Source organism: Lysobacter korlensis (assembly GCF_042434515.1).
Genome location: NZ_JBHLTG010000014.1, coordinates 83,276 through 107,607, shown reverse-complemented (window position 1 = coordinate 107,607; position 24,332 = coordinate 83,276). Strand labels below are relative to the sequence as shown.

Below are 24,332 nucleotides of genomic sequence, written 5' to 3'. Positions count from 1 at the left end.
CGCCGGTGCGGCCGCGGCCGGTGCCGGCGCTTCGGCGGGAGCCTCTGGGGCTGCAGCCGGAGCCGCCGCGCGCGGGGCTGCCGGAGCCGCCGCGGGGCGTGCGGAAGCGACTGGCTTCTCGGGCGCCTTCACGCCGTCGGCCGCGAGCGCGGCGCGCAGCTTCCGGGCCACCGGAGGCTCGATGCTGGAGGACGGTCCCTTGACGAACTCGCCCATCTCCTTGAGCTTCTCAAGGGCGGTCTTGCTGTCGATGCCGAGCTCGCTCGCGATCTCGTGCACGCGTGGTTTTGCCACAGTTCTCCTGTCTCGGGTTCACCCCGGACAGGAGTGAACCATCAATTGCGGACGGGTCTCATTTCGAGCCGCTCATTACTTGTCCATGTGCCGTTCAGCCTGTTCTGTCAGCTGGTTGATGGTTGTCAGGACCTGGTCGGTCCGCAGGGGTCCGTCTGCCCGGAGCGCTCGCCCGAAGGCCCTGCGCTTCAGAGCCGACTCGACGCATTCTGGAGTGGGGTGCACCCATGCGCCGCGACCCGGTGCCGCAGCCGCGGCATCCGCCACGACCTCGCCGTCGCGCGCCACAAACCTCAGAAGTGAGGATCGTGAGTCGCGCTGCCGGCACCCGAGGCAGGTTCTGACGGCTTCCAGTGTACTGCCTCCAGGCTGAGCGCGGGACCGCCGAGTGCGCACGTCCGCATTCAGCGTAACCAGTACCTCGGTCCTGAGCCTGTCGAAGGGACCGATGTAGCTCAGCTCTCGAGGATGGAGTCCGGCTGGATGTCGATGCGGGCGCCGGTGAGCTTCGCGGCGAGGCGGGCGTTCTGGCCCTCCTTGCCGATGGCGAGCGAGAGCTGGTAGTCCGGCACGAGCGCCCGGACGGCCTTCATCGACTCGTCGATCACGAACGCGCTCGACACCTTCGCGGGCGACAGGGCGTGCGCGACGAACGTCGCCAAGTCTTCGGAGTAGTCGACGATGTCGATCTTCTCCTCGCCGAGCTCAGCCGTGACCGCCCGGACCCGCTGCCCAAGCTCGCCGATGCAGGCGCCCTTCGCATTCACGCCGGGCTGGGTTGCGCGCACCGCGATCTTGGTGCGGTGCCCCGCCTCGCGGGCGAGCGAGACGATCTCCACGACGCCGCTCGCGATCTCCGGCACCTCGAGCGCGAACAGCTTCCGCACCAGCGACGGGTGCGTCCGGCTGACGGTGATCGACGGACCCTTCAGTCCCTTCGACACGCTCGTCACGTACACGCGGATGCGGCGGCCGTGCGCGTAGTCCTCGCCCGGCACCTGCTCCTCCGGGGGGAGGATCGCCTCGATGGTGCCGAGGTCGATGTGGATCATCCGCGGGTTGGGGCCCTGCTGGATGACCCCGGCCACGATGTCGCCCTCCTTGCCGCGGAACTCGCCGAGCACCTTGTCGTCGCCGATGTCGCGCAGGCGCTGGTTGATGACCTGCTTCGCGGCGAACGCGGCGATGCGGCCGAAGTCGGAGGGCGAGTCGATGGCCTCACCGATCTGCTCGCCGTTCTCGTCGTACTCGGGGACGTAGACGTTCACATGACCCGTCTTGCGGTCCAGCTCCACGCGCGCCTTGGGGGCCTCACCGTGCTCGCCGTGCTTGTGCTCGGTCTGGCCGGTGTGCTTCAGGTATGCGGTCAGGATGGCCTGTTCGATGATGCGCACGAGCTCGTCGAACGGAATCTCCCGCTCGCGCTCCATCAGTCGGAGCACGCTGAGGTCGATGTCCACGTCAGGCCTCCAGTATTGAGATCGCCGCCTCCGAGCGAGGAGGCGTACCTATACACGTTAGTCGAGGTGCGGGGCTTCGGCATCCGCGGGCGGTGGCGCACACTTGGAGGGTGGACGCACCCGCACTCCCTCCGCTGGTTCCGGTGGGCCCCGAGCTCAGCGGCGAGGAGCAGCGCCGGTACGCACGCCAACTGGTGCTGGACGGCATCGGCACGGACGGTCAGCGACGGCTGAAGAACGCCCGTGTGCTGGTGGTCGGCGCCGGCGGGCTGGGCTCCCCCGTGCTGCTGTACCTCGCGTCGGCGGGCGTCGGAACGCTCGGCATCGCGGACGGCGACACCGTCGCCGTGTCGAACCTGCAGCGCCAGGTGCTCCACCCGGCCGATGCGGTGGGCCGCGGGAAGGTCGACTCCGCCGTCGAGGCGCTCGCGGCGGTGAACCCGCTGGTGCGGGTCGTCGCGCATCCGGAATTCCTCTCCGCGCGGAACGCCGACCTGATCCTCTCCGGCTACGACCTCGTGATCGATGGAACCGACAACTTCGAGACCCGCTATGTCCTGAGCGACGCCGCCGCACGAGCGGGCATCCCATGCGTCTGGGGATCGGTGCTGCGGTACGACGGACAGGTCAGCGTGTTCTGGGACGCCCCGCCGGGGCGCCCGGGTGTCACCCTGCGGGACCTGCACCCGCAGAGCTCCGCCACCGACTCGGCCGAGAGCTGCGCCGTCGCCGGCGTGCTGGGCGCCCTGTGCGGCTCGGTGGGCTCGGTGATGGCGACGGAGGCGATCAAGCTCCTCGTGGGCGCCGGCACGCCGCTGCTCGGGCGGGTGCTGGTGGTCGACGCGCTCGACGGCACACGCGCCGAGGTGCCGTTCCGGCGCGCCGAGCGCCCGGCCGCGCCGCCGCCCGCCCCGCTCGTGCCGCGATGGAGCTGGCCTCAGGTCGACGAGCTGCTGTCCTCCGGCTCCCCGGTCACCCTGCTCGACGTCCGCGGAGCGGACGAGCTGGACCCGGCTCCCCTGCCCGGGTCGCTCCGGGTGTCGCACGACGCGCTGGCGGATCCCACGGTCACTCTGTCGGGCGTCGACCCCGCCGTGCCGCTCGTCGTCTACTGCCGAAGCGGCGCCCGCTCGGAGTTCGCGGTGCGACGGCTCTCCGCAGCCGGCTTCCCCCGCGCAGTGTCCGTGGAGGGCGGGCTCCTCGCGCGGGAGGGTTAACCGCCGGCGAACGGCGGCAGCAGGTCGATCACGTCGCCGTCGGCGAGCGAGGCGCTCGCCCCCGAGCCGCTCTCGCCGTTGTGCAGCACGGAGCACCGGGCGATCACCTGGCGTCCGGATCCGGCATCCGGCAGGGCCTCCTCGACCCGGTCGAGGAGGCTCTGGACGGTGGCACCGCGGTCCACGGTGAACCGCTGCTCGGCGCGCCCAGCCGCGGCCCGAGCGGCAGCGAAGTACCGCACCGTCACCTGCACGTCTTCCACCGGCGAGGTCACCCGCCGATCGCGCTCATCGAGCGCTCCGGCTGGGCGAAGCCGGGCGACTCCAGACCCGAGCCGGCCGGTTTCGCCCACATGGCTCCCCGCCACAGCTCGGCAATCGTCTCGTCACCGGCGCCGGCGCGCATCGGGCCGGCGAGGTCGGTCTCGTCGTGGGAGAACAGGCAGCTGCGCACCCGCCCCTCGGAGGTCAGCCGGGTCCGCTTGCAGTCGTCGCAGAACGGCTCGGTGACCGAGGCGATGATGCCGATCGAGCCGAGCTCGCGTCCACCGCCGAAGACCCGGTACCGCTCGGCCGGTGCGCCGTCCCGCGGCGCCGCGTCCGCTACGACCTCATACCGCTCGCGAATGCGGGCACGGATCTCGCCGGCGGTCACGAGCTCCGCACGCTGCCAGTCCCGGTCACCGCCGAGCGGCATGTTCTCGATGAAGCGAAGCTCGACCCCGCGATCGAGCGCCCACTCGACGAGGTCGACCGCCTGTGTGTCGTTCACGCCGCGAAGCAGGACCGCGTTGATCTTGATCGAGCGGAATCCGCTGTCGATCGCGGCGTCGATGCCTGCCATCACCTGACGCAGGAACGGCCGGCGTGTCATCTGCGCGAAGGTGTCCGCGTGCACCGTGTCGAGGGAGACGTTCAGCCGGTCGAGGCCGGCGGCGCGCAGCTTCGCCGCCCGGGACTTCAAGCCGATGCCGTTCGTGGTGAGCGCCAGCTGCGGCCGCGGCTCGAGCTGAGCCAGCACGGCGACCAGGTCGATCAGCTCCGGACGCAGCAGCGGCTCGCCACCGGTCAGGCGGATCTTCGTGACCCCGAGCCGCGTCACGGCGACACGAGCGAGCCGGACCAGCTCGTCGAAGGAGAGCAGCTCGTCCGCCGGGAGGAAGTCAAGCCCCTCCTCCGGCATGCAGTACGTGCAGCGCAGATTGCAGCGGTCCAGGAGCGAGATCCGCAGGTCGGTCGCGACCCTGCCGTAGGTGTCGACGAGCCCCGGCACCAGCGGTCGCGGCCCGGCGCCGGCGCGCGGACCGGCCGGAGCGGTCGCCGGCATCCCGAGCGCGGTAGTCATCGCCCCAGCCTAGGCACCTTTGCCTCGCGGTTATAGTTCGAGCATGTTCCCCGGCGTCCGGTCCGCGCGCCTGCTGCCGGCGGCCGGGATCGCGGCCGCCGTGGCCCTGCTTCCGGCGTGCGCATCAGAGGGCAGTTCGTCGCGGCTGGTCGTGCACGCCGCGGCGTCGCTCTCCGGGGTGTTCACCGAGATCGGCCACGAGTTCGAGGCCGCCACCGGCGCGACCGTGATCCTCAACTTCGCCGGATCGTCGGATCTGCTGGCCCAGCTGCAGGCGGGCGCCTCGCCGGATGTGCTGGCGACCGCGGACGAGCCCACGATGAACGCTGCGGCCGACGCCGGCCTCCTGGCGTCGGAGCCGGTGGTGTTCGCGAGGAACTCGCTGACGGTCGCCCTGGCGCCGGGGAACCCGGCCGCGATCGAGTCGGTGGAGGACCTCGCGGGGGATGCCCTCGTCGTGGTCTGTGCCCCGCAGGTCCCGTGCGGAGCCGCGACCCTGGCGTTCCAGGAGCGAGCGGGGATCGTGCTCTCCCCGGTGAGTGAGGAGTCGTCGGTCACCGATGTGCTGGCGAAGGTCGGAAGCGGTGAGGCGGATGCGGGCATCGTCTACCGCACGGATCTGAGGCGCGCGGTAGACGGCGTTGAGGCCCTGGAGATACCCGACGAGGTGAATGTGACGACGTCGTACCCGATCGCGCTGGTCGAGGACGACGGGACCCTCGCGCCGGAGTTCCTCGAGTTCGTGCTGGGCGGCGCCGGGCGGAGCGCCCTCGCCGCGGCAGGCTTCGAGGTGCTCCCATGAACGGCGCCCGGCGCGCGGCGATCGGGGCATTGCCCGGAGCCCTCCCCCGCTGGGTGCTGATCCCGGCTCTCCTGGGTGCGGCGGTCATCCTCGTGCCCGTCGTCGCGATGCTTGCCCGCGTCCCATGGCCGCGGGTGCCGGAGCTGCTGCTGTCGGAGGGCTCCCTCGCGGCGCTCGCCCTGAGTCTGCAGACGTCCGCCGTGAGCACGCTGCTGGTGCTGCTGCTCGGCGTGCCGATCGCGCTCGTGCTGGCGCGGCGCACCTTCCCGGGCCAGCGCGTCGCCCGCACGCTCGTGCTGCTGCCGCTCGTGCTGCCGCCGGTGGTGGGCGGCCTGGCCCTGCTCTTCACGTTCGGACGGCAGGGGCTCCTGGGCGCGCAGCTGGAGCTGCTCGGCATCCGCATCGCGTTCACCACGGTGGCGGTGGTGCTGGCCCAGGTGTTCGTGTCGCTCCCGTTCCTCGTCGTCGGGCTGGAGGCGGGCCTCCGCTCAGCCGGCACGGATTTGGAGCGGACGGCGGCGACGCTCGGCGCGCGCCCGGGCACGGTGCTGCGCCGTGTGACCCTGCCGTTGGCGGTGCCCTCGATCGCCGCAGGCGCGCTGCTGGCGTTCGCCCGGGCCCTCGGGGAGTTCGGGGCGACGCTGACCTTCGCGGGCAGCCTGCAGGGGGTCACCCGGACGCTGCCGCTCGAGATCTACCTGCAGCGGGAGATCGACCCGGATGCTGCGCTCGCGCTGTCGGCTGTGCTGATCGGCGTCGCGCTCGCGGTGCTGCTGGCGACGGCCGGCTCGCTTCGGAGGGGATCATGACGGCAGGCACGCTCTCGGTCCGGTTCCGTTCGGCGGTGCGGAGGGTGGATCTGGCCCTGGAGGTCGAGCCGGGTTCAACGCTCGGCGTCGTCGGGCCGAACGGGGCGGGCAAGTCGACTCTGCTCGAGGTGATCGCCGGCCTCCTGGTTCCGGATTCCGGCCGCGCCACCCTCGGCGACGAGGTGCTGTTCGACCTCGACGGCGGAGCCCGGCGCATCTGGATGCCCGCGGCGTCCCGGGCCGTGACACTCCTGGGCCAGCGGCCGCTGCTGTTCCCGCACCTCAGCGTGCTCGAGAACGTCGCGTTCGCGCCGCGCAGCGCCGGCCGATCGCGTCGGGAGGCGCACGAGCAGGCGAAGCGCTGGCTCGCCGAGGTCGGCGCGGAGCAGCTGGGAGACCGCCTGCCGGGGCGGCTCTCCGGTGGGCAGGCGCAGCGGGTGGCCCTCGCCCGTGCCCTCGCGGCCGAGCCTGCGGTGCTGCTGCTCGACGAGCCGCTCTCCGCGGTCGACGCGCCGGGAACGGAGGAGCTGCGCGGGCTTCTGGGCAGGGTGCTGCGGGGCCGGACGGCACTGCTCGTCTCGCACGACGCGTCGGAGATCGAGGAGCTCGCGTCACGGACGGTGCGGATCCGGGATGGCCGGATCGCGGACCCGCCAGTGACCGCGGCGGTTGCGCCGCCTCCCCCTGGAACGGCGATCGGAGGCGGACCGACGGCCACCGGGGCGGTTTGCGTCGCGGAGCACACCCGAGCGGTCGCGGAGCTGCTCGCCGGGATCCCGGTCGGGACGGAGGAGCTCGCCGTCGCTGCCGGGCCGGCCGCCGTCGGCCTCGGACGGATCCTCGCGCAGGACGTCCACGCCGGGAACGCCCTGCCACCGTTCGACAACTCCCAGATGGACGGATTCGCTGTCCGGTCGGCCGAGCTCGCCGGCGCGGCGGCGAACCGGCCGGTCCTCCTCGCGTCGTCCGGCACGATCCCCGCCGGCGCCCCGATCGGCGAGCTGCCCGGCGGCACGGCAGCCCCCATCATGACCGGCGCCCCGATCCCCGCGGGCGCCGACGCCGTGGTGCCGGTCGAGGCGACCGAGTCGGGCCGGTTCCCGCGCACCCCCGGCGAACCGGTCGGCTTTCCCGCCCCGGTCGAGCCGGGCCGGTTCGTGCGACGACGCGGAAGCGACCTCGACGCGGGAGCGCTGGTCCTCGCCGCAGGCACGCGACTGGGACCGGCCCAGTGGGGCGTGCTGGCGGCAAGCGGCATCGGCACCGTGCAGTTGGAGGCGCCGCTCCGGGTGCTGCTGGTCTCCACCGGCCTCGAGCTGCGAGCCCCCGGCAGCGCGCTGGAATCGGGTCAGATCCACGACGCCAACGGCGTCTCACTCGCCGCCGCTCTGGCCGAAAGCGGCGTCGCGGTGATCTCACGGCTGCTCTCGAACGACGATCCCGCCGCGCTGGACCGGATGATCGCCGACGAGCCGGGCGTGGATCTGGTGCTGACGACCGGCGGTGTGAGCGCCGGCGACTTCGAGGTGGTGAAGCTCGCCCTCGAGCCCCGCGGCGTTCGCTTCCGGAGCGTCGCGATGCAGCCCGGCGGACCGCAGGGACTGGGAATCGCCCACCTCGACGACGGGCGCCTGATGCCGGTCGTCGCCTTCCCCGGCAATCCGGTGAGCGCCCTGGTCTCGTTCGAGCTGTTCCTCCGTCCGCTGCTGCGCCACCGGGCGGGACTCGAGCCGGCAGACCGCGAGCGGTTCCGGGCGCCGCTCGCGCATCCGGTGGAGTCCCCGCCGAAGCATCAGGTGCGCCGCGGAGAGCTGGACGCCGCGGGTAGGGTTGCCCTCATCGGAGGACCCGGCTCCCACCTGCTGCACGCCTACGCGAGGTCCACCCTGCTGGTGCACCTGCCGCCCGAGGCACGGCAGCTGGCCGCAGGCGACGAGGTGGAGGTCTGGCGGATCGGAGGCACGGCATGACGGAGGACGGCGAACGGCTCACCCACCTCGACGACCGGGGAGCTGCGCACATGGTCGACGTGTCGGACAAGGAGGAGACCCGCCGGGAGGCCACCGCGCAGGCGGTGCTCGGGACCCGGCCGGATGTGGTCGAGCGGCTGGTCACCGGCGACCTGCCGAAGGGCGAGGCCTTGGCGGTCGCACGGATCGCGGCGATCCAGGCCGCCAAGCAGACTTCGGCCCTCATCCCGCTGTGTCATCCTCTGCCGCTCAGCGCGGTGTCGGTCGACTTCGAGCCGGCAGAGGATTCGGTGCGAATCACCGCGACCGTGCGCACGACCGGGCGCACCGGGGTGGAGATGGAGGCGCTCACGGCGGCGACCGTCGGCGCACTCACGCTGTACGACATGGTGAAGGGCGTCGACCGCGCCGCCCGGATCACCGACGCCGAAGTGCTGGCGAAGAGCGGCGGCAAGAGCGGGGACTGGCGGCGATGAGCGCGCCGAAAGCCGTCGTGGTGGTCGCCTCCACTCGCGCGGCGTCCGGCATGTACGACGACACCACCGGGCCGATCCTGCGGGACTGGCTCGAAGGCCGGGGCTGGACGGCCGAGGTCGTGGTGCTTCCGGACGGGGACGCGATCGGTGAAGCGATCGGCGACGCGGTGGGCAGAGGGGTCGCGCTGGTCGTGAGCACGGGTGGCACAGGCGTCTCGCCGCGGGATCGCACACCGGAGGTCACGGCGCCGCTGCTGGACCGGGAGCTGCCCGGCATCGCGGAAGAGCTCCGCCGCCGCGGTGCCGCCCGAGTTCCGACGGCGGTGCTCAGCCGCGGGCTCGCCGGTGTCGCCCGCCGCACCCTCGTCATCAACCTGCCGGGCTCGCCTGGTGCGGTGCGCACCGGCATCGAGGTGCTCGACGAGATCGTCGACCACGTCGTGGACCAGCTGCGAGGAGGCGACCATGAGCGGCATGACTGAACCGGCGGGCCCCGTCGCGATCGCGGCGGTGGTGGAGTCGGCCATCTCCGTCGAGGAGTGCGCCGCCGCCGTGCAGGGTGCGGACCGCGGCGCGGTCGTGACGTTCGCCGGGGTTGTGCGGAATCACGACGACGGGCGCGGCGTCGAGCGGCTGTCGTACTCCGCACATCCGGGTGCCGACGCGGTGCTGAAGGCGGTCGCCGCGGAGGTGGCCATGGCCGATCCGGGCGTGCGGGTCGCGGTGCTGCACCGCGTCGGCGAACTGGCCGTCGGCGACGTCGCACTCGCCTGTGCGGTGTCGTCCCCCCACCGGGCTGCCGCCTTCACCAGCTGCTCGACCCTCGTCGACGAGGTGAAGGCGCGCGTGCCGATCTGGAAGGAGCAGTTCTTCGACGACGGCTCCGCCGAGTGGGTCGGCGCCCTCGGCTGACGCCCTGAACGGTCGCTCCGCTGGCGCGACCCTGCCCGGAAAGCACGAACTCGGCCCGCCACCGGGGTAGCGGGCCGAATCGCGTAGCCTGCGAATCAGCGGTTGTGCTTGTTCTTGGACTGCTTGTCCTTGGACTGGCTCTTCTTCGCCGGCTTGACGTCGACCGGCTGCTCGTCCTCGGACGCGTCGTCGGTGTCGCTCTCGTCCGTGTCGTTCTCGTCCGTGTCGTTCTCATCGGCGTCGCGCTCGTGCTTCGGCTGCTTGTCGTGCGCCGCCGCGGAGACGGCCTTGCCGTGCTCCCGGCCGTGCAGCGTCTTGTCCTTCGCGACGGCGCTGACCCGGTCGCCGTGGGTGAGCGTCTCGTCGGTCGCAGGCTGCTCGGCGCCGCCCTCATCGGTCCCGTCATCGGCGCCGTCGTCCTCGCCCGCTTCGTCGCCCCCGGTCTCCGTGTCCTCCTCGTCGCCGGCCTGATCGCCGCCATCGGTGTCTGTGTCGCTCTCGGTGTCGTCGCCGGCCTCCGGGTCGGTGACGTCCGAGGGCGGCTGCTCCTCGACCGGCTCGGCGACGTCCGGCGTCTCCTCCGCAATGGCGACGACCTCGTCGAACGCCTCCTGAGCGACGGGCGGCAGCACGCCTGCGACGCCGCCGCCGGCCACACCCACCGCGACCGCGCTCGCGCCGATCGCAAGCTTCGATGCGAGCCCGAGGCTCGCCAGCCAAGTGAAGATCATGATTTCCCCCTGTCGCCCGCGACATCGGCCGCGGGTGTTCGTTTCCGCCCGTGGACCGGCCTGCGGTGCCACGTGCGCGTTCACCCTTGACATCGCGCGAGGGGTTCAAAGGGGTACGGGTTGCGCGGAGATCGCCGATACCAGGCCCTCAGCCGGTGAGCTCGTCCGCCTCCGTCCGGGGCAGCTGGTCGACCAACGCCGCCCCGATGCGCAGCAGCGCCAGGTCGGTGAACCGCGGGCCGACAAGGCTCAGACCCGCCGGCGCAGATACCCCGCCGCCCAACGGGACGCTGAACGCGGGAATCGACAGCGCAGGCAGCCCCGCGATTCCCGCGACGCAGGCGAGCCGCATCGTCGCGGCGCGGATCCGCTCGATCTCTGCCCGGCTCGCCGTCGTCTGAGGCGCGGTGGATGAGGCGGAGGGCAGCAGGAGCACCCGCCCGGCGAGCCTCCTGCGAAGGTCGCTCGCCGCCGCCTCCAGCCCGTCACGGGCGTCGCGCTCGGCCTCGGCGTCGATGGTGGCCGCCCATTCGAACCGCTCGGCCACATCCCTCGCCAGCACGCCGGGATGCTTCCGGACCCACCAGCCGTGGCTGCGCCATGCCTCCGCCGCCTGCACCGTGCGGAACAGCTCGAACAGCCGGTCGATCGGCCCCAGGTCGACCTCCCGCGCGTCCAGGTGCGCGACGGCGTTCCGGAACATCATCCGCAGGGTGGGCTCGGCGAGTCCGTCGAGGGCGGGCGCACGGGCGAACCGGCGGGCGAGCGGCACCTGACGCTCCGGGTCGAGGCTGGCGCGCGCGGCGGCGTCCAGCGTCGCGCGGTCCCGGGTGACCCACCCGACCGCGTCGAATCGTGGGGCCAACGGCACGAGACCCTCCCGGCTCACCGCACCGTGCGTGGTCCGGAGGCCCCAGAGTCCCTGGTACGACGCGGGGACCCGGAGAGAACCGCCCGTGTCGGTGCCGAGACCGATGGCTGCCTGGCCGAGCGCCACCGCGGCGGCCGGACCGCTCGACGAGCCGCCCGGGAGGCCGCCCGGAACGGCGGGATTCGGCGGGATCCCGTACTGCGGGTTCGCCCCGGTGATGCTGTATGCGAACTGGTCGGTCTGCGCGATGCCGAGCACGCTCGCTCCGGCGTCGAGCAGCGCCCGGACGGCCGGCGCGGTCGAGGCCGCCCGTGGACTCTCCGCCAGGTACTCCCGCACTCCGGCGCCGACGCGCTCGCCCTCGATCTCGAACAGGTCCTTCACCGCGACGGTGGCCCGGTGCAGCGGCCCCGCGCCGGTGGCCGGCACGAGCGGGGTGCCGACCAGTCGCCACACCGCCTGGTCCGCCGCGGCAGGCGGCGGTGCGATGTGCGCCACCGCGACCGCCCATGCGCCGCCGCTTCGGCGCCAGAGCTGCGTCTCGACGCCCCTGCCGCCGTGGGGGGTGCGGGTGACGGCGAGGACCAGCGCCGCGTCGTCGTCCACCGGCCGCACATGCAGCACCTCGATGCGCCGCCGCGGAGCGCTGCCGCGACGGGTTCGGAAGGCGTGGACGCGGTCGCTTCCCGTCACCACGCCCGCGGCGTCGGCGCGGAGCGTCCACTCCCCCTGCTGGATCAGCCGATCGAGCTCGTCGGCGTCGTCGTCCAGCAGCGCCCGCTCGGACGCCCAGAACGACTCGATCAACCCCTCGGGTGCGGTCTCACCCGCCGGCAGTCGGGCGGGGACCCGGTCGCCGATCACCGGACCGCTCCGGATGCCGGCCATCGACCCCGGCCGAGCCTGCGGGAGGCGGCGTGCGCGAGGCGCTGGTCCTCACCCGCGCCGCCCACAGGAGCTACCGCCGTCCGAGCTCGGCGCCGACCGAGTCGAGGGCGATCTCCCGCCGCTCGCCGGTGCGCCGGTCCCACAGCTCCCCCACTCCGTCCGCGGCGCCGCGGCCGACGATCAGGATGGTCGGAATGCCGATCAGCTCGGCATCGCCGAACTTCACCCCTGGTGACACCTTGGGCCGGTCGTCGTAGAGCACGTCGATGCCTGCGGCGCCGAGCTCCTCCATCAGACGGTCCGCGATCTCGTAGACCGTCTGGTCCTTGCCGGTCGCCACCAGGTGCAGGTCGAACGGGCTGACCGCCTCCGGCCAGAGAAGGCCTTTCTCGTCACTCGACTGCTCGGCGATCAGCGCGATGTTGCGCGTCACACCGATGCCGTATGACCCCATGGTGACGGTGACGAGCTTGCCGTTGGGGTCGAGCACCTGCAGGCCGAGCGCGTCGGCGTACTTGCGACCGAGCTGGAACACATGGCCGATCTCGGTGCCGCGTGCCGTCTCGATCGGACCGGAGCCGTCCGGTGCCGGATCGCCCTCGCGCACCTCCGCCGCCTCGACGAACCCGTCGCCGGTGAAGTCGCGGCCGGCGACCAGCCCGTACACGTGCTTCTCATGGATGTTCGCCCCGGTCATCCATTGGGTGCCGTCGGCGATGCGGGGGTCGAGCAGGAAGCGGATCCGGCTGGCCGAGTCGAAGCCGAGGATCGGGCCGGTCGGCGACCACGGGCCGATGTATCCCTTCACGAGCGCGGGCGTCGCGTCGAAGTCCGCCTCCGTGGCGGCCTCGACCTCGGCCGGCTGGAAGGCGACCTCGAGTCGCTTCAGATCCACGTCGCGGTCGCCCGGCAGACCGACGACGACGAGCTCACGCGTGCCGTCCAGGTGCCTGAGGGCGAGCACCACGTTCTTCAGTGTGTCGGCTGCGGTCCACGGGCGGTCGTCGCGCGGAACCTCCGCGTTGGCGAGCTCGACGAGCGTTGCGATCGTCGGCGTGTTCGGGGAGTCGAACACGACAGGTTCAGGCAGCCCGTCGATCGGCACCGGGTCCGGCGCGAGCGTGGTGAACGCCTCGACATTGGCGGCGTAGCCGCCGGCGGAGCGGACGAAGGTGTCCTCGCCGATCGGAGTGGGGTGCAGGAACTCCTCGCTCTTCGAGCCGCCCATCGCGCCGGCATCCGCATCGACGATGACGTAGTCGAGGCCGAGCCGGGCGAAGATCCGCTCGTACGCCGCCCGCTGCGCCTGGTACGACTCCTCCAGCCCCTCGTCGCTCCAGTCGAAGGAGTAGGCGTCCTTCATGGTGAACTCGCGGCCGCGGAGGATCCCGGCGCGCGGGCGGGCCTCGTCGCGGTACTTGTCCTGGATCTGGTAGATCGTCAGCGGCAGGTCCTTGTAGCTGGAGTAGAGATCCTTCACCAGCAGGGTGAAGACCTCCTCGTGCGTCGGCGCCAGCAGGTAGTCGCCGTCCTTGCGGTCCTTCAGCCGGAAGATGCCGTCGCCGTACTCCTCCCACCGGCCGGTGAGGTCGTAGGGCTCGCGCGGCAGCAGCGCCGGGAAGTGCACCTCCTGCGCACCCGCCGCGGTCATCTCCTCGCGGATGATCGCCTCGACCTTGGCCTTGACCCTCAGGCCGAGCGGCAGCCAGGCGAAGATGCCGGGCGCCTGACGGCGGATGTAGCCGGCACGCACGAGCAGCCGGTGGCTGGTCACCTCGGCGTCGGCGGGATCCTCGCGGAGCGTGCGGACGAAGAAGGTCGAGAGTCGGGCTGGCACGCGCTCCATCGTACTGAGCCGCGGCCCCGCCCTTTTCCCGCCGAGTCGCGGAGGAGCTAGGTGTAGTGCCCAGCTAGGCGGTGACGACCTGGACGGTGCCTGACTCGGAGGGAGGCATCTCGGCGGCGAGGCGGTTGGCCTCTTCGATCAGGGTCGCGACGATCTCCGACTCTGGCACGGTCTTGATGACCTCGCCCTTCACGAAGATCTGGCCCTTGCCGTTGCCGCTCGCGACGCCGAGGTCCGCCTCGCGCGCCTCACCCGGTCCGTTCACGACGCAGCCCATCACCGCGACGCGCAGCGGCACGGTCATGCCCTGGAGCCCCTCGGTGACGCTGTCGGCGAGCGTGTAGACGTCGACCTGCGCGCGGCCGCAGCTCGGGCAGGAGACGATCTCGAGCTTGCGTTCCCGGAGGTTCAGCGACTGCAGGATCTGCAGGCCGACTTTCACCTCTTCCGCGGGCGGGGCGGAGAGGGAGACGCGGATGGTGTCCCCGATGCCCTCTGCCAGCAGGATGCCGAACGCGGTGGCGCTCTTGATGGTGCCCTGGAACGCGGGCCCGGCCTCGGTCACACCGAGATGCAGCGGCCAGTCGCCCCGCTCGGCGAGCATCCGGTAGGCCTTCACCATCACGATCGGGTCGTTGTGCTTCACCGAGATCTTGAAGTCGTGGAAGTCGTGCTCCTCGAACAGGCTCGCCTCCCACACCGCACTCTCGACGAGCGCCTCGGGCGTGGCCTTGCCGTACTTCTGCAGCAGCCGCGGGTCGAGCGATCCGGCGTTGACGCCGATCCGGATGCTGACATCGGCGGCCTTCGCCCGGCGGGCGATCTCACCGACCTGGTCGTCGAACTTGCGGATGTTGCCCGGGTTGACACGCACCCCGGCGCAGCCGGCGTCGATGGCTGCGTAGACATAGTTCGGCTGGAAGTGGATGTCCGCGATGACCGGGATCTGGCTCTTCTTCGCGATGATCGGCAGGACCTCTGCGTCGTCGCGGCTCGGCACCGCCACGCGGACGATGTCGCAGCCCGATGCTGTGAGCTCGGCGATCTGCTGCAGCGTCGCGTTGATGTTGGGGGTCGGCGTCGTGGTCATCGACTGCACGCTCACCGGGGCGTCGCCGCCGACGAGCACCTTGCCCACGCGGATCTGCCGGGTCTTCCGCCGAGGGGCGAGGACCTCGGGCTTCTTCGGCATTCCGATGTTGACTGCAGGCACGCTCCCAGCCTACTTCGGGCGCGTGTGGCGACGCTGGGCGCCGCCGGCGGCTGAGCCTGCCGCTGGAGCGACGCCAGAGCGACCGTGCACGCCGGAGAACAGCGACGACACGCCTTCGAAACATGGCGGGTGTACCCTCTCGCCGTGACGACGCTCGGTCCGCGCCTCAACCACTCGATGACCCGCATGACCGGACGCGATCCGGATGAGCGCCATCGCGGGGCGACACCTCTCGAGCTCTTCTTCGACCTGGTCTTCGTGGTCGCGTTCGGCGCGGTCGCGGACGAGCTCGCCCACTACCTCGCGGACGGGCATGTCGTGTCGGCTGTCCTCTCCTTCGCCTTCATGGTCTTCGCGGTGAGCTGGGCGTGGATCAACTACTCATGGTTCGCGTCGGCATTCGACACCGACGACTGGTTCTTCAGGGTCGCGACCATGGTGCAGATGGTCGGGGTGCTCGTGCTGGCCCTGGGCACCCCGGACGTCTTCGCAAGCATCGACGAAGGCGGCGCGCTCGACAACCGCGTCGTCGTCGCCGGGTACGTGATCATGCGGCTCGGCATGGTCGCCCTCTGGCTGCGTGCCGCCGCGCAGGCTCCGCAGCACCGGCGCGCAGCGCTCACCTTCGCCTCGACGATCGGTCTGGCGCAGGTCGGCTGGGTCCTCGTGGCCGTGCTCTCCCTCCCCCTGCCCGCGACGGTCGCGCTCGTGCTCCCGCTCTACCTGCTCGAGCTCTCGGGACCGGTGATCGCGAACCGCCGCACCGGCGGAATACCGTGGCACCCGCACCACATCGCGGAGCGGTACGGACTCCTCGTCATCATCACGCTCGGCGAGGTCGTGATCGGCACGATCACCACCATCTCGGCCGTCGTGCATCAGCAGGGATGGACCGTGGACGCCGCGGTGCTCGCGGTCGCCGGCACCGCGCTCGCGTTCGGCCTCTGGTGGGTGTACTTCATCACCCCCTCCGGCCGGGTCCTCTCCGTGCGCCGAGAGCGCGCGTTCGTCTGGGGCTACGGGCACATCCTGGTGTTCGCCGCCATCGTCGCGACGGGAGCGGGACTGCACGTCGCCGCGTACGCGCTCGAGGGAGAGGCGCATATCGACGAGGTGGGTGTCGTGCTCACCATCGCGGTCCCGGTGCTGGTGCTCACCGTCGCCGACATCGCGCTCTACTCGCTGCTCTTCCGACGGTTCGACCTGTTCCACGTTCCGCTCGTCGTCGCTGCGATGATCGTCCTGATCGCGAGCATCCTCGCATCCGCCGCCGGCGTCTCCATGACGGTGTCGCTCAGTCTCATCGTGCTCGCCCCGCTGATCGTCATCGTGGGATTCGAGACCGTCGGGCACCGGCATCAGGCGGATGCGCTGGACGACCTCGCAGGGCGCTGACCCTAGAAGACGGAGATGGGCTTCACGATGTCGGCGTAGATGAGCAGCAGGCTCATGCCGCCGAGCACCACCACGACGGCGAAGGTCAGCGGCACCACCTTGGCGGTGTCGACCGGACCGGGGTCGCGACGCCTGAACAGCTTCGCCACCCGGCGCCGCAGCCCCTCCCAGAGCGCCCCAGCGATATGGCCGCCGTCGAGCGGCATCAGCGGGATCAGGTTGAAGACGAAGAGTGCCACGTTGAGCGACCCGACCAGCCCGACGAGCGATGCCACCCGGTCCGCGACGGGTGCCGTGTCGATGCTCGCGATCTCCCCAGCGAGCCGCCCGACGCCGACGACGCTGATCGGTCCGTTCGGGTCGCGCTCGGCCTCGCTGAACGCGGCGTTCCACACATCGACGAGCCGCTGCGGGAGGTTCAGGATGATGTTCGCGACGCCGACCACGTTCTCCGCGATCATCGGCAGCACGGTGGCAGGCGCCTGCCGAACGGTCTCGGTGGCGGCGCCGATCCCGACGAAACCCACCTCCTCGGTGAGCGGCTCGCCGTCCGGGCCGGTCGCGATCTCGCCGTCGTCGGTGATCACATAGCGCTCGGTGAGCAGCGGCTCGATGGTGAGCCCCACCTCCTCGCCGCCGCGATCCACGACGACGTCGAGCGGGTCGCCAGGCGACTCGCGGATCTTCGCGGTCGCCTGCTCCCAGCTCTCGACCGGGCTGCCGTCGATGCGAACGAGCCGGTCCCCGGGACGGATGCCCGCCTCGGCACCCGGGGCGAGCGGGTCGGACGCCGCGCATTCCTGGCGCTCGCTCGTCGCCGGGAGGACACACTGGGAGACCGAGCCGATCGTGGTGCTCAGCTGGGGCAGACCGAACCCCATGAGCAGCACCGCGAAGAGCACGACCGCGATGGCGAGGTTCATGAACGGCCCGCCGAACATGACGAGCACGCGCTTGAAGACGGGCAGCTTGTAGAAGACCCGGTCCTCGTCCCCCCGGTCGATTCCCGCGGCTGACGCATCACGCGCATCCTGCACCAGCGTCTGGAAGAACCCGGTGCTCGCCGTCCGCGCCGTCCCGCCCGGCTTCAGCGGGGGGAACATCCCCGCCATCGAGATGTAGCCACCCAGGGGCAGCGCCTTCACCCCGTATTCGGTCTCGCCGATCCGCCTGGACCAGAGGGTGGGGCCGAAGCCGATCATGTACTGCCCCACTTTGACGCCGAACAGCTTGGCGGGCACCAGGTGGCCGATCTCGTGCAGCCCGATCGACACGGCGATCCCGACTACGACGACGAGAATCCCGAGGACATAGAGCAGCGTGGGTTCCACCTGCAAAGAATAGTGACTTCGCGCCACCGCCGCCGGGACCGGAGATAACGGGATCGTGGACATTCGGTGTGAGTACGGCGGTCTCTATGTTCTCCCAGCGAGCTCATATCTAGCATGAAGCGTATGACGGTTGACACCGGCGAGGCCAAGCTCGCCCACGACGAGGAAGGCAGCATCCTCGGCAACCGCTACCGGATCGACGGTGAGATCGGCCGGGGCGGTATGAGCGTCGTCTATCGCGCCGAGGACAGCTACCTCGGACGCACCGTCGCGCTCAAGGTCTTCCGCCGCGAACTGGCGGACGCGGACGACGTGCGACGCCAGAAAGAGGAGATGCAGGTCATCGCGCGGCTGAACCACCCGTCGCTGGTGACCCTCTACGACGCGGTCGCCGACGAGAACGGCGAGGCATTCCTCGTGCTCGAGCACGTCGACGGGCCGAACCTGCGGGAGGTGCTGTTCAGGGGTCCGCTGGAGTCGCGGGCGGCCGCGATGCTCGGTGCGGACATCGCCGAAGCGCTCGCGTACATCCATGGCTGCGGGGTGGTGCACCGGGACGTGAAGCCGGGCAACATCCTGGTCCCAGACCGCACGGGCGAGGAGACCGGCCCCCGCGCGAAGCTCGCCGATTTCGGCATCGCCCGGCTGGTCGACGGCACCCGCATCACCTCCACCGGCTCTGTTCTCGGCACCGCCAGCTATCTGAGCCCGGAGCAGGCCGCCGGTGAGCCGATCACGCCGGCGAGCGACATCTACAGCTTCGGACTGGTGCTCCTCGAGTGCCTGACCGGCCAACGGGCGTTCGAAGGCTCGGGCATCGAGGCGGCCGCCGCGCGGCTCATCCGTGACCCAGCCATCCCGCAGGATCTCGGGCAGACCTGGTGCGAGCTGCTCACCGAGATGACGAAGCGGGTTGCCGCGTCCCGTCCGGATGCGCGGGAGGTCGCCCAGCGCCTGCGGGACATCGTCGCGGGCCGCGAGGTGGGCGCCGACCCCACGCTCAGGCTTCCGCCGGTGCAGCCGCCGGGTGGCCTCGACGGTGGAAGCATGACCGGCACTGATGTGACGGGCGCAGCGCCGCGGCGGATCGAGTCCATCACCGGCTCGTCGCAGATCCTGCCGGCCGCGGTGGGCGCGCCACCGCTCGCGACCGCCCCCGGCTTCTCGACCGCACCCGGTTCGACGCTCGCGCCGAGCACCAGCCAGACGATCCAGGCCGCGCCCGATCAGGTGGTCCAGACGGCGCCGACCCACGTCGCGGCGACTCCTCGGCGGCGGCGCGGAACGGCACTGCTCGTGGCGATCGTCGTGCTGCTGCTCGCGGCCGGCGCCGCGGTGTGGATCGCCGTCGCGGCGAACACCCCGGAGCCGCAGCCGCCCGCTCCGGCCGTCGACTACCCCAGCGTCGAGGGTGACCTCGGCCGGCACCTCGAGCAGCTGCAGGAGAGCGTCAAGCCATGAACCGGGTGCTGGTGGTGCTCGCCGCCGCCACGCTCCTGGTCTCCGGTTGCGCGAGCGGCGGCGTGCGGTATCCCGCGGCGACCGCTGCGGCGCTGCAGGAGCAGGTGCTGGAGGTCACGGAGGCGGCCGCCGACGGCGACCTCGAGGTCGCGCTCACGAGACTGGACGAGCTCACCGCGGTCACCGACGACGCCAGGGTCCGCGGCACCGTGACCGATGAACGGCACGCCAGCATCTCGTCGGCGATCGAACTCGTGCGGGCCGACCTGGAGGCGATGATCGCCGCCGCCGACCCCGAGGCGCCGGAGGTGGATCCGGACGAGACGGACACCGGGAACTCCGGCAACGGCTCCGGGGAAACCGGGAGCGGCGGGTCGGGAACCGGCGGGGGCGGCTCCGGCGGCGGCGGCGGGGCCGACACCGAGCCGGAACCAGAACCCGAGCCGGAACCCGAGCCCGAGCCAGAACCGGAACCGGAACCAGAGCCCGAGCCGGAGCCGGAGCCGGAGCCCGAGCCCGAGCCCGAACCGGAGCCCGAGCCGACCACGGCTCCGAAGCCGACCACCGCTCCGAAGCCGACCACCGCTCCGAAGCCGACGGCCGCTCCGACTCCGAAGCCCACGGCGAGCGGAGGGGGCAATTGAGGACGACCGCTGGAGGGCCGATCGCCTCGGCGCTGCTTGCCGGGATGCTCTTCCTGTCCGGGTGCGCCTCGACGCCACCACCGAACCCCTATGCCAGCGCGACCGCTGCCGACCTGCAGCAGAGCGTGCTCCACGTGACGGAGTCGGCGGTCGGCGGCGACCACGCTGCGGCGCTCACCCGGCTGCAGGAGCTGGAGGTCGCGACCAAAGTCGCACACGCGCGCGGTGAGCTCAGCGAGGCCCGTCAGGACAGCATCCTCTCCGCCATCGCGCTCGTCCGGGCCGATCTCGAGGCGCTGATCGCGGAGGCGACCCTCAAAGCCGAAGAGGAAGCCAAGCGCAAGGCGGAGGCAGAAGCCCGCGAAGCCGCCGAGGCGAAGGCCGCGGAAGAGGCGCAGAAGGCTGCCGAAGCCCAAGCTGAGCGGGAGGCGGCAGAGGCCGCCGCTCGGCAGCAGGCCGACGACGACAACAATGGCGGCGGCAAGGGCAACGACAAGAACACGGACAACGACAAGAACAAGGGCAAGAACAAGAACGAAGGGAAGGGCAAGGGCAAGAACGGCTGACGGGCGCTACGCCTGCTGCCGCCGCTGGATGCAGGCGTCCGCATCCGCCCTCGCTCGCCGCTCCGTATCGAGCACACGCTCCAGGGTCACCGCACCCGCCTCGTGACCGTCGATCACCTCCGACACCACGTCGAGGATGTCGAGGTAGCCGATCCGCCCGTCGTGGAACGCGGCGACCGCCTGCTCGTTCGCGGCATTGAACACCGCCGGGTACGTGCCGCCCGCCTCCCCGACCCGCTTCGCAAGCGCGACGGCGGGGAACGCCTTCTCATCGAGCGGCTCGAACGTCCACGCCTGCGCGCTGGTCCAGTCGAGCGGAACGCCCGCCTCGGGAACCCGGTTCGGCCAGTCGAGCGCAAGCGAGATCGGCAGCCGCATGTCAGGCGGCGATGCCTGCGCGATCGTGGAGCCGTCGGTGAACTCCACCATGGAATGGACGATCGACTGGGGATGCACCGTCACCTCGATCCGGTCGTACGGCACACCGAAGAGCAGGTGCGCCTCGATCACCTCGAGCCCCTTGTTCACGAGCGTCGCCGAGTTGGTGGTGATGACGAGTCCCATGTTCCAGGTTGGGTGCGCGAGCGCCTCGGCCGGCGTGACCGCCGAAAGCTCCGCGCGGTTCCGCCCGCGGAAGGGCCCGCCGCTCGCGGTGAGCACCAGCCTGCGGACCTCCTCCGACGACCCTGAGCGGAGCGCCTGCGCGATCGCGGAATGCTCGGAGTCGACCGGAACGATCTGGCCGGGCTTCGCACGTGAGGTGACGAGTTCGCCGCCCACGATGAGGCTCTCCTTGTTGGCGAGCGCCAGGGTGCGGCCCTCCTCCAGCGCGGCGAGCGTCGGCGCGAGGCCGACGGAGCCGGTGATCCCGTTCAGCACGACATCCGCGTCGACGGAACGGATGAGCTGCACCGCCTCGTCGGCGCCGAACGCCACGTGCTCCACGCCGAACCGCGCGGCCTGATCGGCAGCGAGCTCGCGGTTCCGCCCGGCCGCGATGCCGACCAGCTGGAACCGGTCCCGGTTGGCATCGAGCACGTCGAGCGCCTGGACACCGATCGAGCCCGTCGAGCCGAGAACAAGTACCCTGCGCACGTGCGGCTCTCGGCTAGCTGGCGGCGAGGATGTCGACGACGAAGACGAGCGTCTTGCCGCCGAGTTCGTGGGCCTCCGGGTCATCGCCGTACGCCTGGTCGGGCGGAAGGACCGCCACCACCTGCGAGCCGACCGTCTGCCCGATCAGCGCCGCGGAGAAGCCGGGGACGACTCCAGCGGTGTTGAAGGTCGCCGGCGCCCCGTTCGCCCAGCTCTCGTCGAAGATCTCGCCGGTCGCCCAGTCGACGCCGACGTAGTGCACGGTCACGTTGTCGCCCTCGGCGACCGGGGCGCCCGCGCCCTTCTGCAGGACGCCGATCTGCAGCTCGGCCGGCGGCTCCTCGTCGGGCACCGTGACGGTGGGGGCGCCGTCCTCGGCGAGCACCACCTCGACGGCAGGGAAGTCCTCGGGCAGCTCCTGCGGCTCGCCGTCGGCACGGGCGAGCGGCGGCTCCGGGATCGACACCAGGTCTGCCACCAGCACCAGCGGCGCATCGGCGGCGACGCCGAGCTGCGGGTTGCCTGCGCTGCCGTAGCCGTCCTCCGGAGTGATCGTGGTGACGACGCGCGTGCCGACGGTGGCACAGGTGAGGGCCTTCACGAATCCGGGCGGCCAGGTCTCGTCGAGGGTGACTGCGACCGGCTGGCTGCCGTCGTGCTCGGTGGTGATGAGCTCGTCCCCCGAACTCGCGTCGATGAGGGTCAGCTCCGCCTCGACAGCGGCGCCGGCCTCCGCCTGCTCGCCGTCGCCCTCGACGACGACGGTCCGCTGGGTCTCCGAGAACTCCAGGGGCGCCTCGAAGGTGACCGTGGGCTTGGCGCCCAGCTCTTCCGAGACCTCGATGGCGTCGGAGGCTTCGCCGCTGGGGGTGCATTCGGCTGCAGAGGCGGTCTCCTCGGGCTCCGGCTGAGCCTGTGCGCCGCAGCCGGCGAGGGATGCCGCGGCGACGCCGGCGGCGAGAATGAGAGCGAGACGGGAACGCACGGAGAAGACCTCGAGAGCTGTGGGGAGAACGCGGAACGCGTGCCTCCAGTGTCTCAGAGTTCGCCGGACGCTCCCTCCACGCCGGCTGTCACGAGGATCTCCGGCTCGTGGTGCACCGGGAAGTTGACCGATGCGGCGATGAAGCACTTGGCGTTCGCCTCGGAGTGCAGCGTGCGGGCCAGACCAGGGTCCCCCGAGGCGATCGTCACCCTGGGCCGCAGCGTCACCGAGGTGAAGTGCCCGCCGCCGTTCGCCGTCTGCACCATCGTGCCCACCGCGGCGTCCGTGTATCCGGTGACGATCACGCCGGCGCTCGCGGCGACGTGCAGGTAGCTCAGCAGGTGGCATTGGCTGAGCGCGGCGAGCATCAGCTCCTCGGGATTCCACCGGCGGGGATCGCCGTGGAACACCCGATCGCTCGAGCCCTCGAGCTCGTGCTTGCCTGCGGCACGCACCACGTGCTCACGGCCGTAATCGCGGTAGCCGCTGGTGCCGGTGCCCCGGTTGCCGAGCCACTCGACGGTGATGGCGTAGTTGTGCTCGTGCCGCATGCGGAGATCCTCTCTGGGTGCCGAGGAGGGACGACTAAACTCACTCATCATGACCGACACGCTCGCCGTACCGCACGCCGTCGTCCCCCAGGAGCGCAAGATCGTCACGGCGATCCCCGGCCCGAAGTCGCAGGCGCTGCACGAGCGTCGCAAGGCGGTGGTCTCGGACGGCGTCTTCTCCGTGCTGCCGGTCTACATCGAGCGCGCGCAGGGCGCCATCGTCGTCGATGTCGACGGGAACGCCTTCCTCGACCTGGGGGCCGGCATCGGGGTCACGACGGTCGGTCACACGGTGGAGAACGTGGTCTCCGCCGCCTCACAGCAGCTGCAGAAGGTGACGCACACACTGTTCACCATCACCCCGTACGAGGAGTACGTCCGCGTCGCGGAGCTCCTCGCCGAGCACACCCCGGGTGACTTCGCGAAGAAGACCGTGCTGGTGAACTCCGGCGCCGAGGCGGTGGAGAACGGCGTGAAGATCGCCCGCAGGTTCACCGGCCGGCGGGGCGTCGCGGTGCTCGACCACGCATACCACGGCCGCACCAACATGACCATGGCCATGAACTTCAAGGCCGCGCCGTACGCCGCCGGGTTCGGCCCGTTCGCCGGCGACATCTACCGCGCGCCGAACTCCTACCCGCTGCACGACGGACTCGACGGCCCCGCTGCTGCGAAGCGCACCATCCAGTACCTGGAGAAGACGGCGGGAGCGGCGGACCTCGCGTGCCTCGTCGTCGAGCCGATCCAAGGCGAAGGCGGATTCATCGTCCCGGCGGAGGGCTACCTGCCCGCACTGCAGGAATGGTGCACCGCGAACGGCATCGTGCTGATCGCGGACGAGATCCAGAGCGGCATGGCGCGCACCGGGCGCTACTTCGCCAGCGAGCACTTCGGTCTCGTCCCCGATCTGGTGCTCAGCGCCAAGGGCATCGCGGCCGGCCTGCCGCTCGCCGGCGTGACCGGCCGGGCGGAGATCATGGACGCGTCGCAGCCCGGCGGGCTCGGGGGCACGTTCGGCGGCAACCCGGTCGCCGCCGCGGCAGCGGTCGCGGTGTTCGACCGGATCGAGAGCGACGGGCTGCTGGCGGAGGCGGAGCGCATCGAGCGCGCGCTGCGGCCGGCGCTCGAGGAGCTGCAGCGCAAGTATCCGCTGATCGCCGAGGTCCGCGGCCGCGGCGCCATGATGGCGATCGAGCTGATCGACCCGCAGACGGGCGAGTACGCGGCCGGAGCCGTCACCTCGATCGCAGCCGCGGTGGCGCAGCAGGGCGTCATCGTGCTGACGGCGGGCACCTACGGCAACGTGCTGCGGTTCCTGCCGAGCCTCGCCATCAGCGACGAGCTGATCCGTGACGCCGTCTCGGTGCTCGACGAGGCCTTCGCCGCCCTGTAACGCTGCCGGATGCGGGCCGCTTCGGCGTATCCAGGCCGCCGCGGCGGCCCATTCACGCCGAAGCGGCCCGTCCTCGT

25 protein-coding genes are annotated in these 24,332 nt (G+C 71.4%); 12 read left to right on the top strand and 13 right to left on the bottom strand.

Annotation, left to right across the window (positions count from 1 at the left end):
• From ACFFGH_RS32265 to nusA, 3 genes are all read right to left on the bottom strand, one after another.
• Positions 1–294: translation initiation factor IF-2 N-terminal domain-containing protein (locus ACFFGH_RS32265; protein WP_386676635.1), on the bottom strand; the 294-nt coding region annotated here is incomplete at its 3' end.
• 75 nt (positions 295–369) lie between these two features.
• Positions 370–690 carry a YlxR family protein gene (locus ACFFGH_RS32260; protein WP_386676633.1) on the bottom strand — a complete coding sequence of 107 codons (321 nt, stop codon included), beginning with the start codon at positions 688–690 and terminating at the stop codon, positions 370–372.
• Between the two features lie 59 nt (positions 691–749).
• Positions 750–1,754: a transcription termination factor NusA gene (gene nusA, locus ACFFGH_RS32255; RefSeq protein ID WP_386676632.1), complete on the bottom strand. Its 1,005-nt coding sequence runs from the start codon at positions 1,752–1,754 to the stop codon at positions 750–752.
• 110 nt (positions 1,755–1,864) lie between these two features.
• Here nusA and ACFFGH_RS32250 point away from each other — a divergent pair, with 110 nt between their 5' ends.
• A complete protein-coding gene (locus ACFFGH_RS32250) occupies positions 1,865–2,971 on the top strand; it encodes a ThiF family adenylyltransferase (RefSeq protein WP_386676630.1) in 1,107 nt (368 codons plus the stop codon).
• Here the strand turns inward: ACFFGH_RS32250 and ACFFGH_RS32245 are convergent.
• Positions 2,968–3,246, bottom strand: a complete 279-nt coding sequence (locus tag ACFFGH_RS32245) for a MoaD/ThiS family protein (RefSeq protein WP_386676628.1) — start codon at positions 3,244–3,246, stop codon at positions 2,968–2,970. The two genes, ACFFGH_RS32250 and ACFFGH_RS32245, sit on opposite strands and share 4 nt — an antisense overlap.
• Positions 3,243–4,316, bottom strand: coding sequence for a GTP 3',8-cyclase MoaA (gene moaA, locus ACFFGH_RS32240; protein WP_386676626.1), 1,074 nt, complete (start codon positions 4,314–4,316; stop codon positions 3,243–3,245). The genes ACFFGH_RS32245 and moaA overlap by 4 nt, the downstream gene beginning before the upstream one ends.
• Before the next feature lie 43 nt (positions 4,317–4,359).
• On the opposite strand from moaA, the gene modA reads away from it, so the two are divergent.
• The 6 genes from modA to ACFFGH_RS32210 are packed head-to-tail and all read left to right on the top strand — an operon-like array spanning position 4,360 to position 9,285.
• Entirely contained in the window at positions 4,360–5,118 is a 759-nt protein-coding gene (gene modA, locus ACFFGH_RS32235) for a molybdate ABC transporter substrate-binding protein (RefSeq protein WP_386676624.1), read from the top strand.
• Positions 5,115–5,927, top strand: coding sequence for an ABC transporter permease (locus ACFFGH_RS32230; RefSeq protein ID WP_386676622.1), 813 nt, complete (start codon positions 5,115–5,117; stop codon positions 5,925–5,927). The genes modA and ACFFGH_RS32230 overlap by 4 nt, the downstream gene beginning before the upstream one ends.
• Entirely contained in the window at positions 5,924–7,897 is a 1,974-nt protein-coding gene (locus ACFFGH_RS32225) for an ATP-binding cassette domain-containing protein (protein ID WP_386676620.1), read from the top strand. The genes ACFFGH_RS32230 and ACFFGH_RS32225 overlap by 4 nt, the downstream gene beginning before the upstream one ends.
• On the top strand, positions 7,894–8,373 hold the full coding sequence (gene moaC, locus ACFFGH_RS32220) for a cyclic pyranopterin monophosphate synthase MoaC (protein ID WP_386676618.1): 480 nt from the start codon (positions 7,894–7,896) through the stop codon (positions 8,371–8,373). Before ACFFGH_RS32225 ends, moaC begins: the two co-directional genes overlap by 4 nt.
• Positions 8,370–8,855, top strand: coding sequence for a MogA/MoaB family molybdenum cofactor biosynthesis protein (locus tag ACFFGH_RS32215; protein WP_386676616.1), 486 nt, complete (start codon positions 8,370–8,372; stop codon positions 8,853–8,855). The genes moaC and ACFFGH_RS32215 overlap by 4 nt, the downstream gene beginning before the upstream one ends.
• Positions 8,839–9,285, top strand: coding sequence for a molybdenum cofactor biosynthesis protein MoaE (locus tag ACFFGH_RS32210; RefSeq protein WP_386676614.1), 447 nt, complete (start codon positions 8,839–8,841; stop codon positions 9,283–9,285). Before ACFFGH_RS32215 ends, ACFFGH_RS32210 begins: the two co-directional genes overlap by 17 nt.
• A 95-nt stretch (positions 9,286–9,380) precedes the next feature.
• On the opposite strand, the gene ACFFGH_RS32205 is transcribed toward ACFFGH_RS32210, so the two are convergent.
• The 4 genes from ACFFGH_RS32205 to ispG all read right to left on the bottom strand — a co-directional run bounded on the left by ACFFGH_RS32205 (position 9,381) and on the right by ispG (position 14,834).
• Positions 9,381–10,016, bottom strand: a complete 636-nt coding sequence (locus ACFFGH_RS32205; RefSeq protein WP_386676612.1) for a hypothetical protein — start codon at positions 10,014–10,016, stop codon at positions 9,381–9,383.
• Between the two features lie 148 nt (positions 10,017–10,164).
• On the bottom strand, positions 10,165–11,775 hold the full coding sequence (locus ACFFGH_RS32200) for an AtzH-like domain-containing protein (RefSeq protein ID WP_386676611.1): 1,611 nt from the start codon (positions 11,773–11,775) through the stop codon (positions 10,165–10,167).
• Between the two features lie 70 nt (positions 11,776–11,845).
• The gene (locus ACFFGH_RS32195; protein ID WP_386676609.1) at positions 11,846–13,612 is read right to left on the bottom strand and encodes a proline--tRNA ligase; all 1,767 of its coding nucleotides are present in this window, start codon (positions 13,610–13,612) and stop codon (positions 11,846–11,848) included.
• 73 nt (positions 13,613–13,685) lie between these two features.
• The gene (gene ispG / locus ACFFGH_RS32190; RefSeq protein ID WP_386676607.1) at positions 13,686–14,834 is read right to left on the bottom strand and encodes a flavodoxin-dependent (E)-4-hydroxy-3-methylbut-2-enyl-diphosphate synthase; all 1,149 of its coding nucleotides are present in this window, start codon (positions 14,832–14,834) and stop codon (positions 13,686–13,688) included.
• A gap of 144 nt (positions 14,835–14,978) precedes the next feature.
• Here ispG and ACFFGH_RS32185 point away from each other — a divergent pair, with 144 nt between their 5' ends.
• Complete coding sequence (locus tag ACFFGH_RS32185) at positions 14,979–16,229, top strand: low temperature requirement protein A (protein WP_386676605.1); 1,251 nt, start codon at positions 14,979–14,981, stop codon at positions 16,227–16,229.
• A gap of 2 nt (positions 16,230–16,231) precedes the next feature.
• Here the strand turns inward: ACFFGH_RS32185 and ACFFGH_RS32180 are convergent, their stop codons facing one another.
• Entirely contained in the window at positions 16,232–17,560 is a 1,329-nt protein-coding gene (locus ACFFGH_RS32180) for a M50 family metallopeptidase (protein ID WP_386676603.1), read from the bottom strand.
• A gap of 123 nt (positions 17,561–17,683) precedes the next feature.
• Between ACFFGH_RS32180 and ACFFGH_RS32175 the strand changes: the two genes are divergently transcribed.
• From ACFFGH_RS32175 to ACFFGH_RS32165, 3 genes are read left to right on the top strand one after another with little or no spacing between them, the layout of a single operon-like run.
• Complete coding sequence (locus tag ACFFGH_RS32175; protein ID WP_386676601.1) at positions 17,684–19,021, top strand: serine/threonine-protein kinase; 1,338 nt, start codon at positions 17,684–17,686, stop codon at positions 19,019–19,021.
• Positions 19,018–19,665, top strand: coding sequence for a hypothetical protein (locus ACFFGH_RS32170; RefSeq protein ID WP_386676599.1), 648 nt, complete (start codon positions 19,018–19,020; stop codon positions 19,663–19,665). Before ACFFGH_RS32175 ends, ACFFGH_RS32170 begins: the two co-directional genes overlap by 4 nt.
• On the top strand, positions 19,662–20,231 hold the full coding sequence (locus ACFFGH_RS32165; protein ID WP_386676597.1) for a hypothetical protein: 570 nt from the start codon (positions 19,662–19,664) through the stop codon (positions 20,229–20,231). The genes ACFFGH_RS32170 and ACFFGH_RS32165 overlap by 4 nt, the downstream gene beginning before the upstream one ends.
• A 6-nt stretch (positions 20,232–20,237) precedes the next feature.
• On the opposite strand, the gene dxr is transcribed toward ACFFGH_RS32165, so the two are convergent.
• Genes dxr through ACFFGH_RS32150 form a run of 3 tightly spaced genes read right to left on the bottom strand, consistent with a single transcriptional unit; the run spans position 20,238 to position 22,862 of the window.
• Entirely contained in the window at positions 20,238–21,326 is a 1,089-nt protein-coding gene (gene dxr / locus ACFFGH_RS32160; protein WP_386676596.1) for a 1-deoxy-D-xylulose-5-phosphate reductoisomerase, read from the bottom strand.
• A gap of 13 nt (positions 21,327–21,339) precedes the next feature.
• Positions 21,340–22,311 (bottom strand): FKBP-type peptidyl-prolyl cis-trans isomerase, encoded by a 972-nt coding sequence (locus ACFFGH_RS32155; RefSeq protein ID WP_386676595.1) that lies wholly within the window; start codon positions 22,309–22,311, stop codon positions 21,340–21,342.
• Positions 22,312–22,364: 53 nt separating this feature from the next.
• Entirely contained in the window at positions 22,365–22,862 is a 498-nt protein-coding gene (locus ACFFGH_RS32150) for an OsmC family protein (protein WP_386676593.1), read from the bottom strand.
• A gap of 49 nt (positions 22,863–22,911) precedes the next feature.
• Here ACFFGH_RS32150 and gabT point away from each other — a divergent pair, with 49 nt between their 5' ends.
• The gene (gene gabT, locus ACFFGH_RS32145; RefSeq protein ID WP_386676591.1) at positions 22,912–24,255 is read left to right on the top strand and encodes a 4-aminobutyrate--2-oxoglutarate transaminase; all 1,344 of its coding nucleotides are present in this window, start codon (positions 22,912–22,914) and stop codon (positions 24,253–24,255) included.
• Positions 24,256–24,332 lie beyond the last annotated feature (77 nt).

Bases quoted from the DNA above. Each gene is read 5' to 3' on its own strand.
- moaA (WP_386676626.1), bottom strand. From the start codon at position 4,316: ATGACTACCGCGCTCGGGATGCCGGCGACCGCTCCGGCCGGTCCGCGC.
- modA (WP_386676624.1), top strand. From the start codon at position 4,360: ATGTTCCCCGGCGTCCGGTCCGCGCGCCTGCTGCCGGCGGCCGGGATC.
- ACFFGH_RS32230 (WP_386676622.1), top strand. From the start codon at position 5,115: ATGAACGGCGCCCGGCGCGCGGCGATCGGGGCATTGCCCGGAGCCCTC.
- ACFFGH_RS32225 (WP_386676620.1), top strand. From the start codon at position 5,924: ATGACGGCAGGCACGCTCTCGGTCCGGTTCCGTTCGGCGGTGCGGAGG.
- moaC (WP_386676618.1), top strand. From the start codon at position 7,894: ATGACGGAGGACGGCGAACGGCTCACCCACCTCGACGACCGGGGAGCT.
- ACFFGH_RS32215 (WP_386676616.1), top strand. From the start codon at position 8,370: ATGAGCGCGCCGAAAGCCGTCGTGGTGGTCGCCTCCACTCGCGCGGCG.
- ACFFGH_RS32210 (WP_386676614.1), top strand. From the start codon at position 8,839: ATGAGCGGCATGACTGAACCGGCGGGCCCCGTCGCGATCGCGGCGGTG.
- ACFFGH_RS32205 (WP_386676612.1), bottom strand. From the start codon at position 10,016: ATGATCTTCACTTGGCTGGCGAGCCTCGGGCTCGCATCGAAGCTTGCG.
- ACFFGH_RS32200 (WP_386676611.1), bottom strand. From the start codon at position 11,775: ATGGCCGGCATCCGGAGCGGTCCGGTGATCGGCGACCGGGTCCCCGCC.
- ACFFGH_RS32175 (WP_386676601.1), top strand. From the start codon at position 17,684: ATGACGGTTGACACCGGCGAGGCCAAGCTCGCCCACGACGAGGAAGGC.
- ACFFGH_RS32170 (WP_386676599.1), top strand. From the start codon at position 19,018: ATGAACCGGGTGCTGGTGGTGCTCGCCGCCGCCACGCTCCTGGTCTCC.
- ACFFGH_RS32150 (WP_386676593.1), bottom strand. From the start codon at position 22,862: ATGCGGCACGAGCACAACTACGCCATCACCGTCGAGTGGCTCGGCAAC.
- gabT (WP_386676591.1), top strand. From the start codon at position 22,912: ATGACCGACACGCTCGCCGTACCGCACGCCGTCGTCCCCCAGGAGCGC.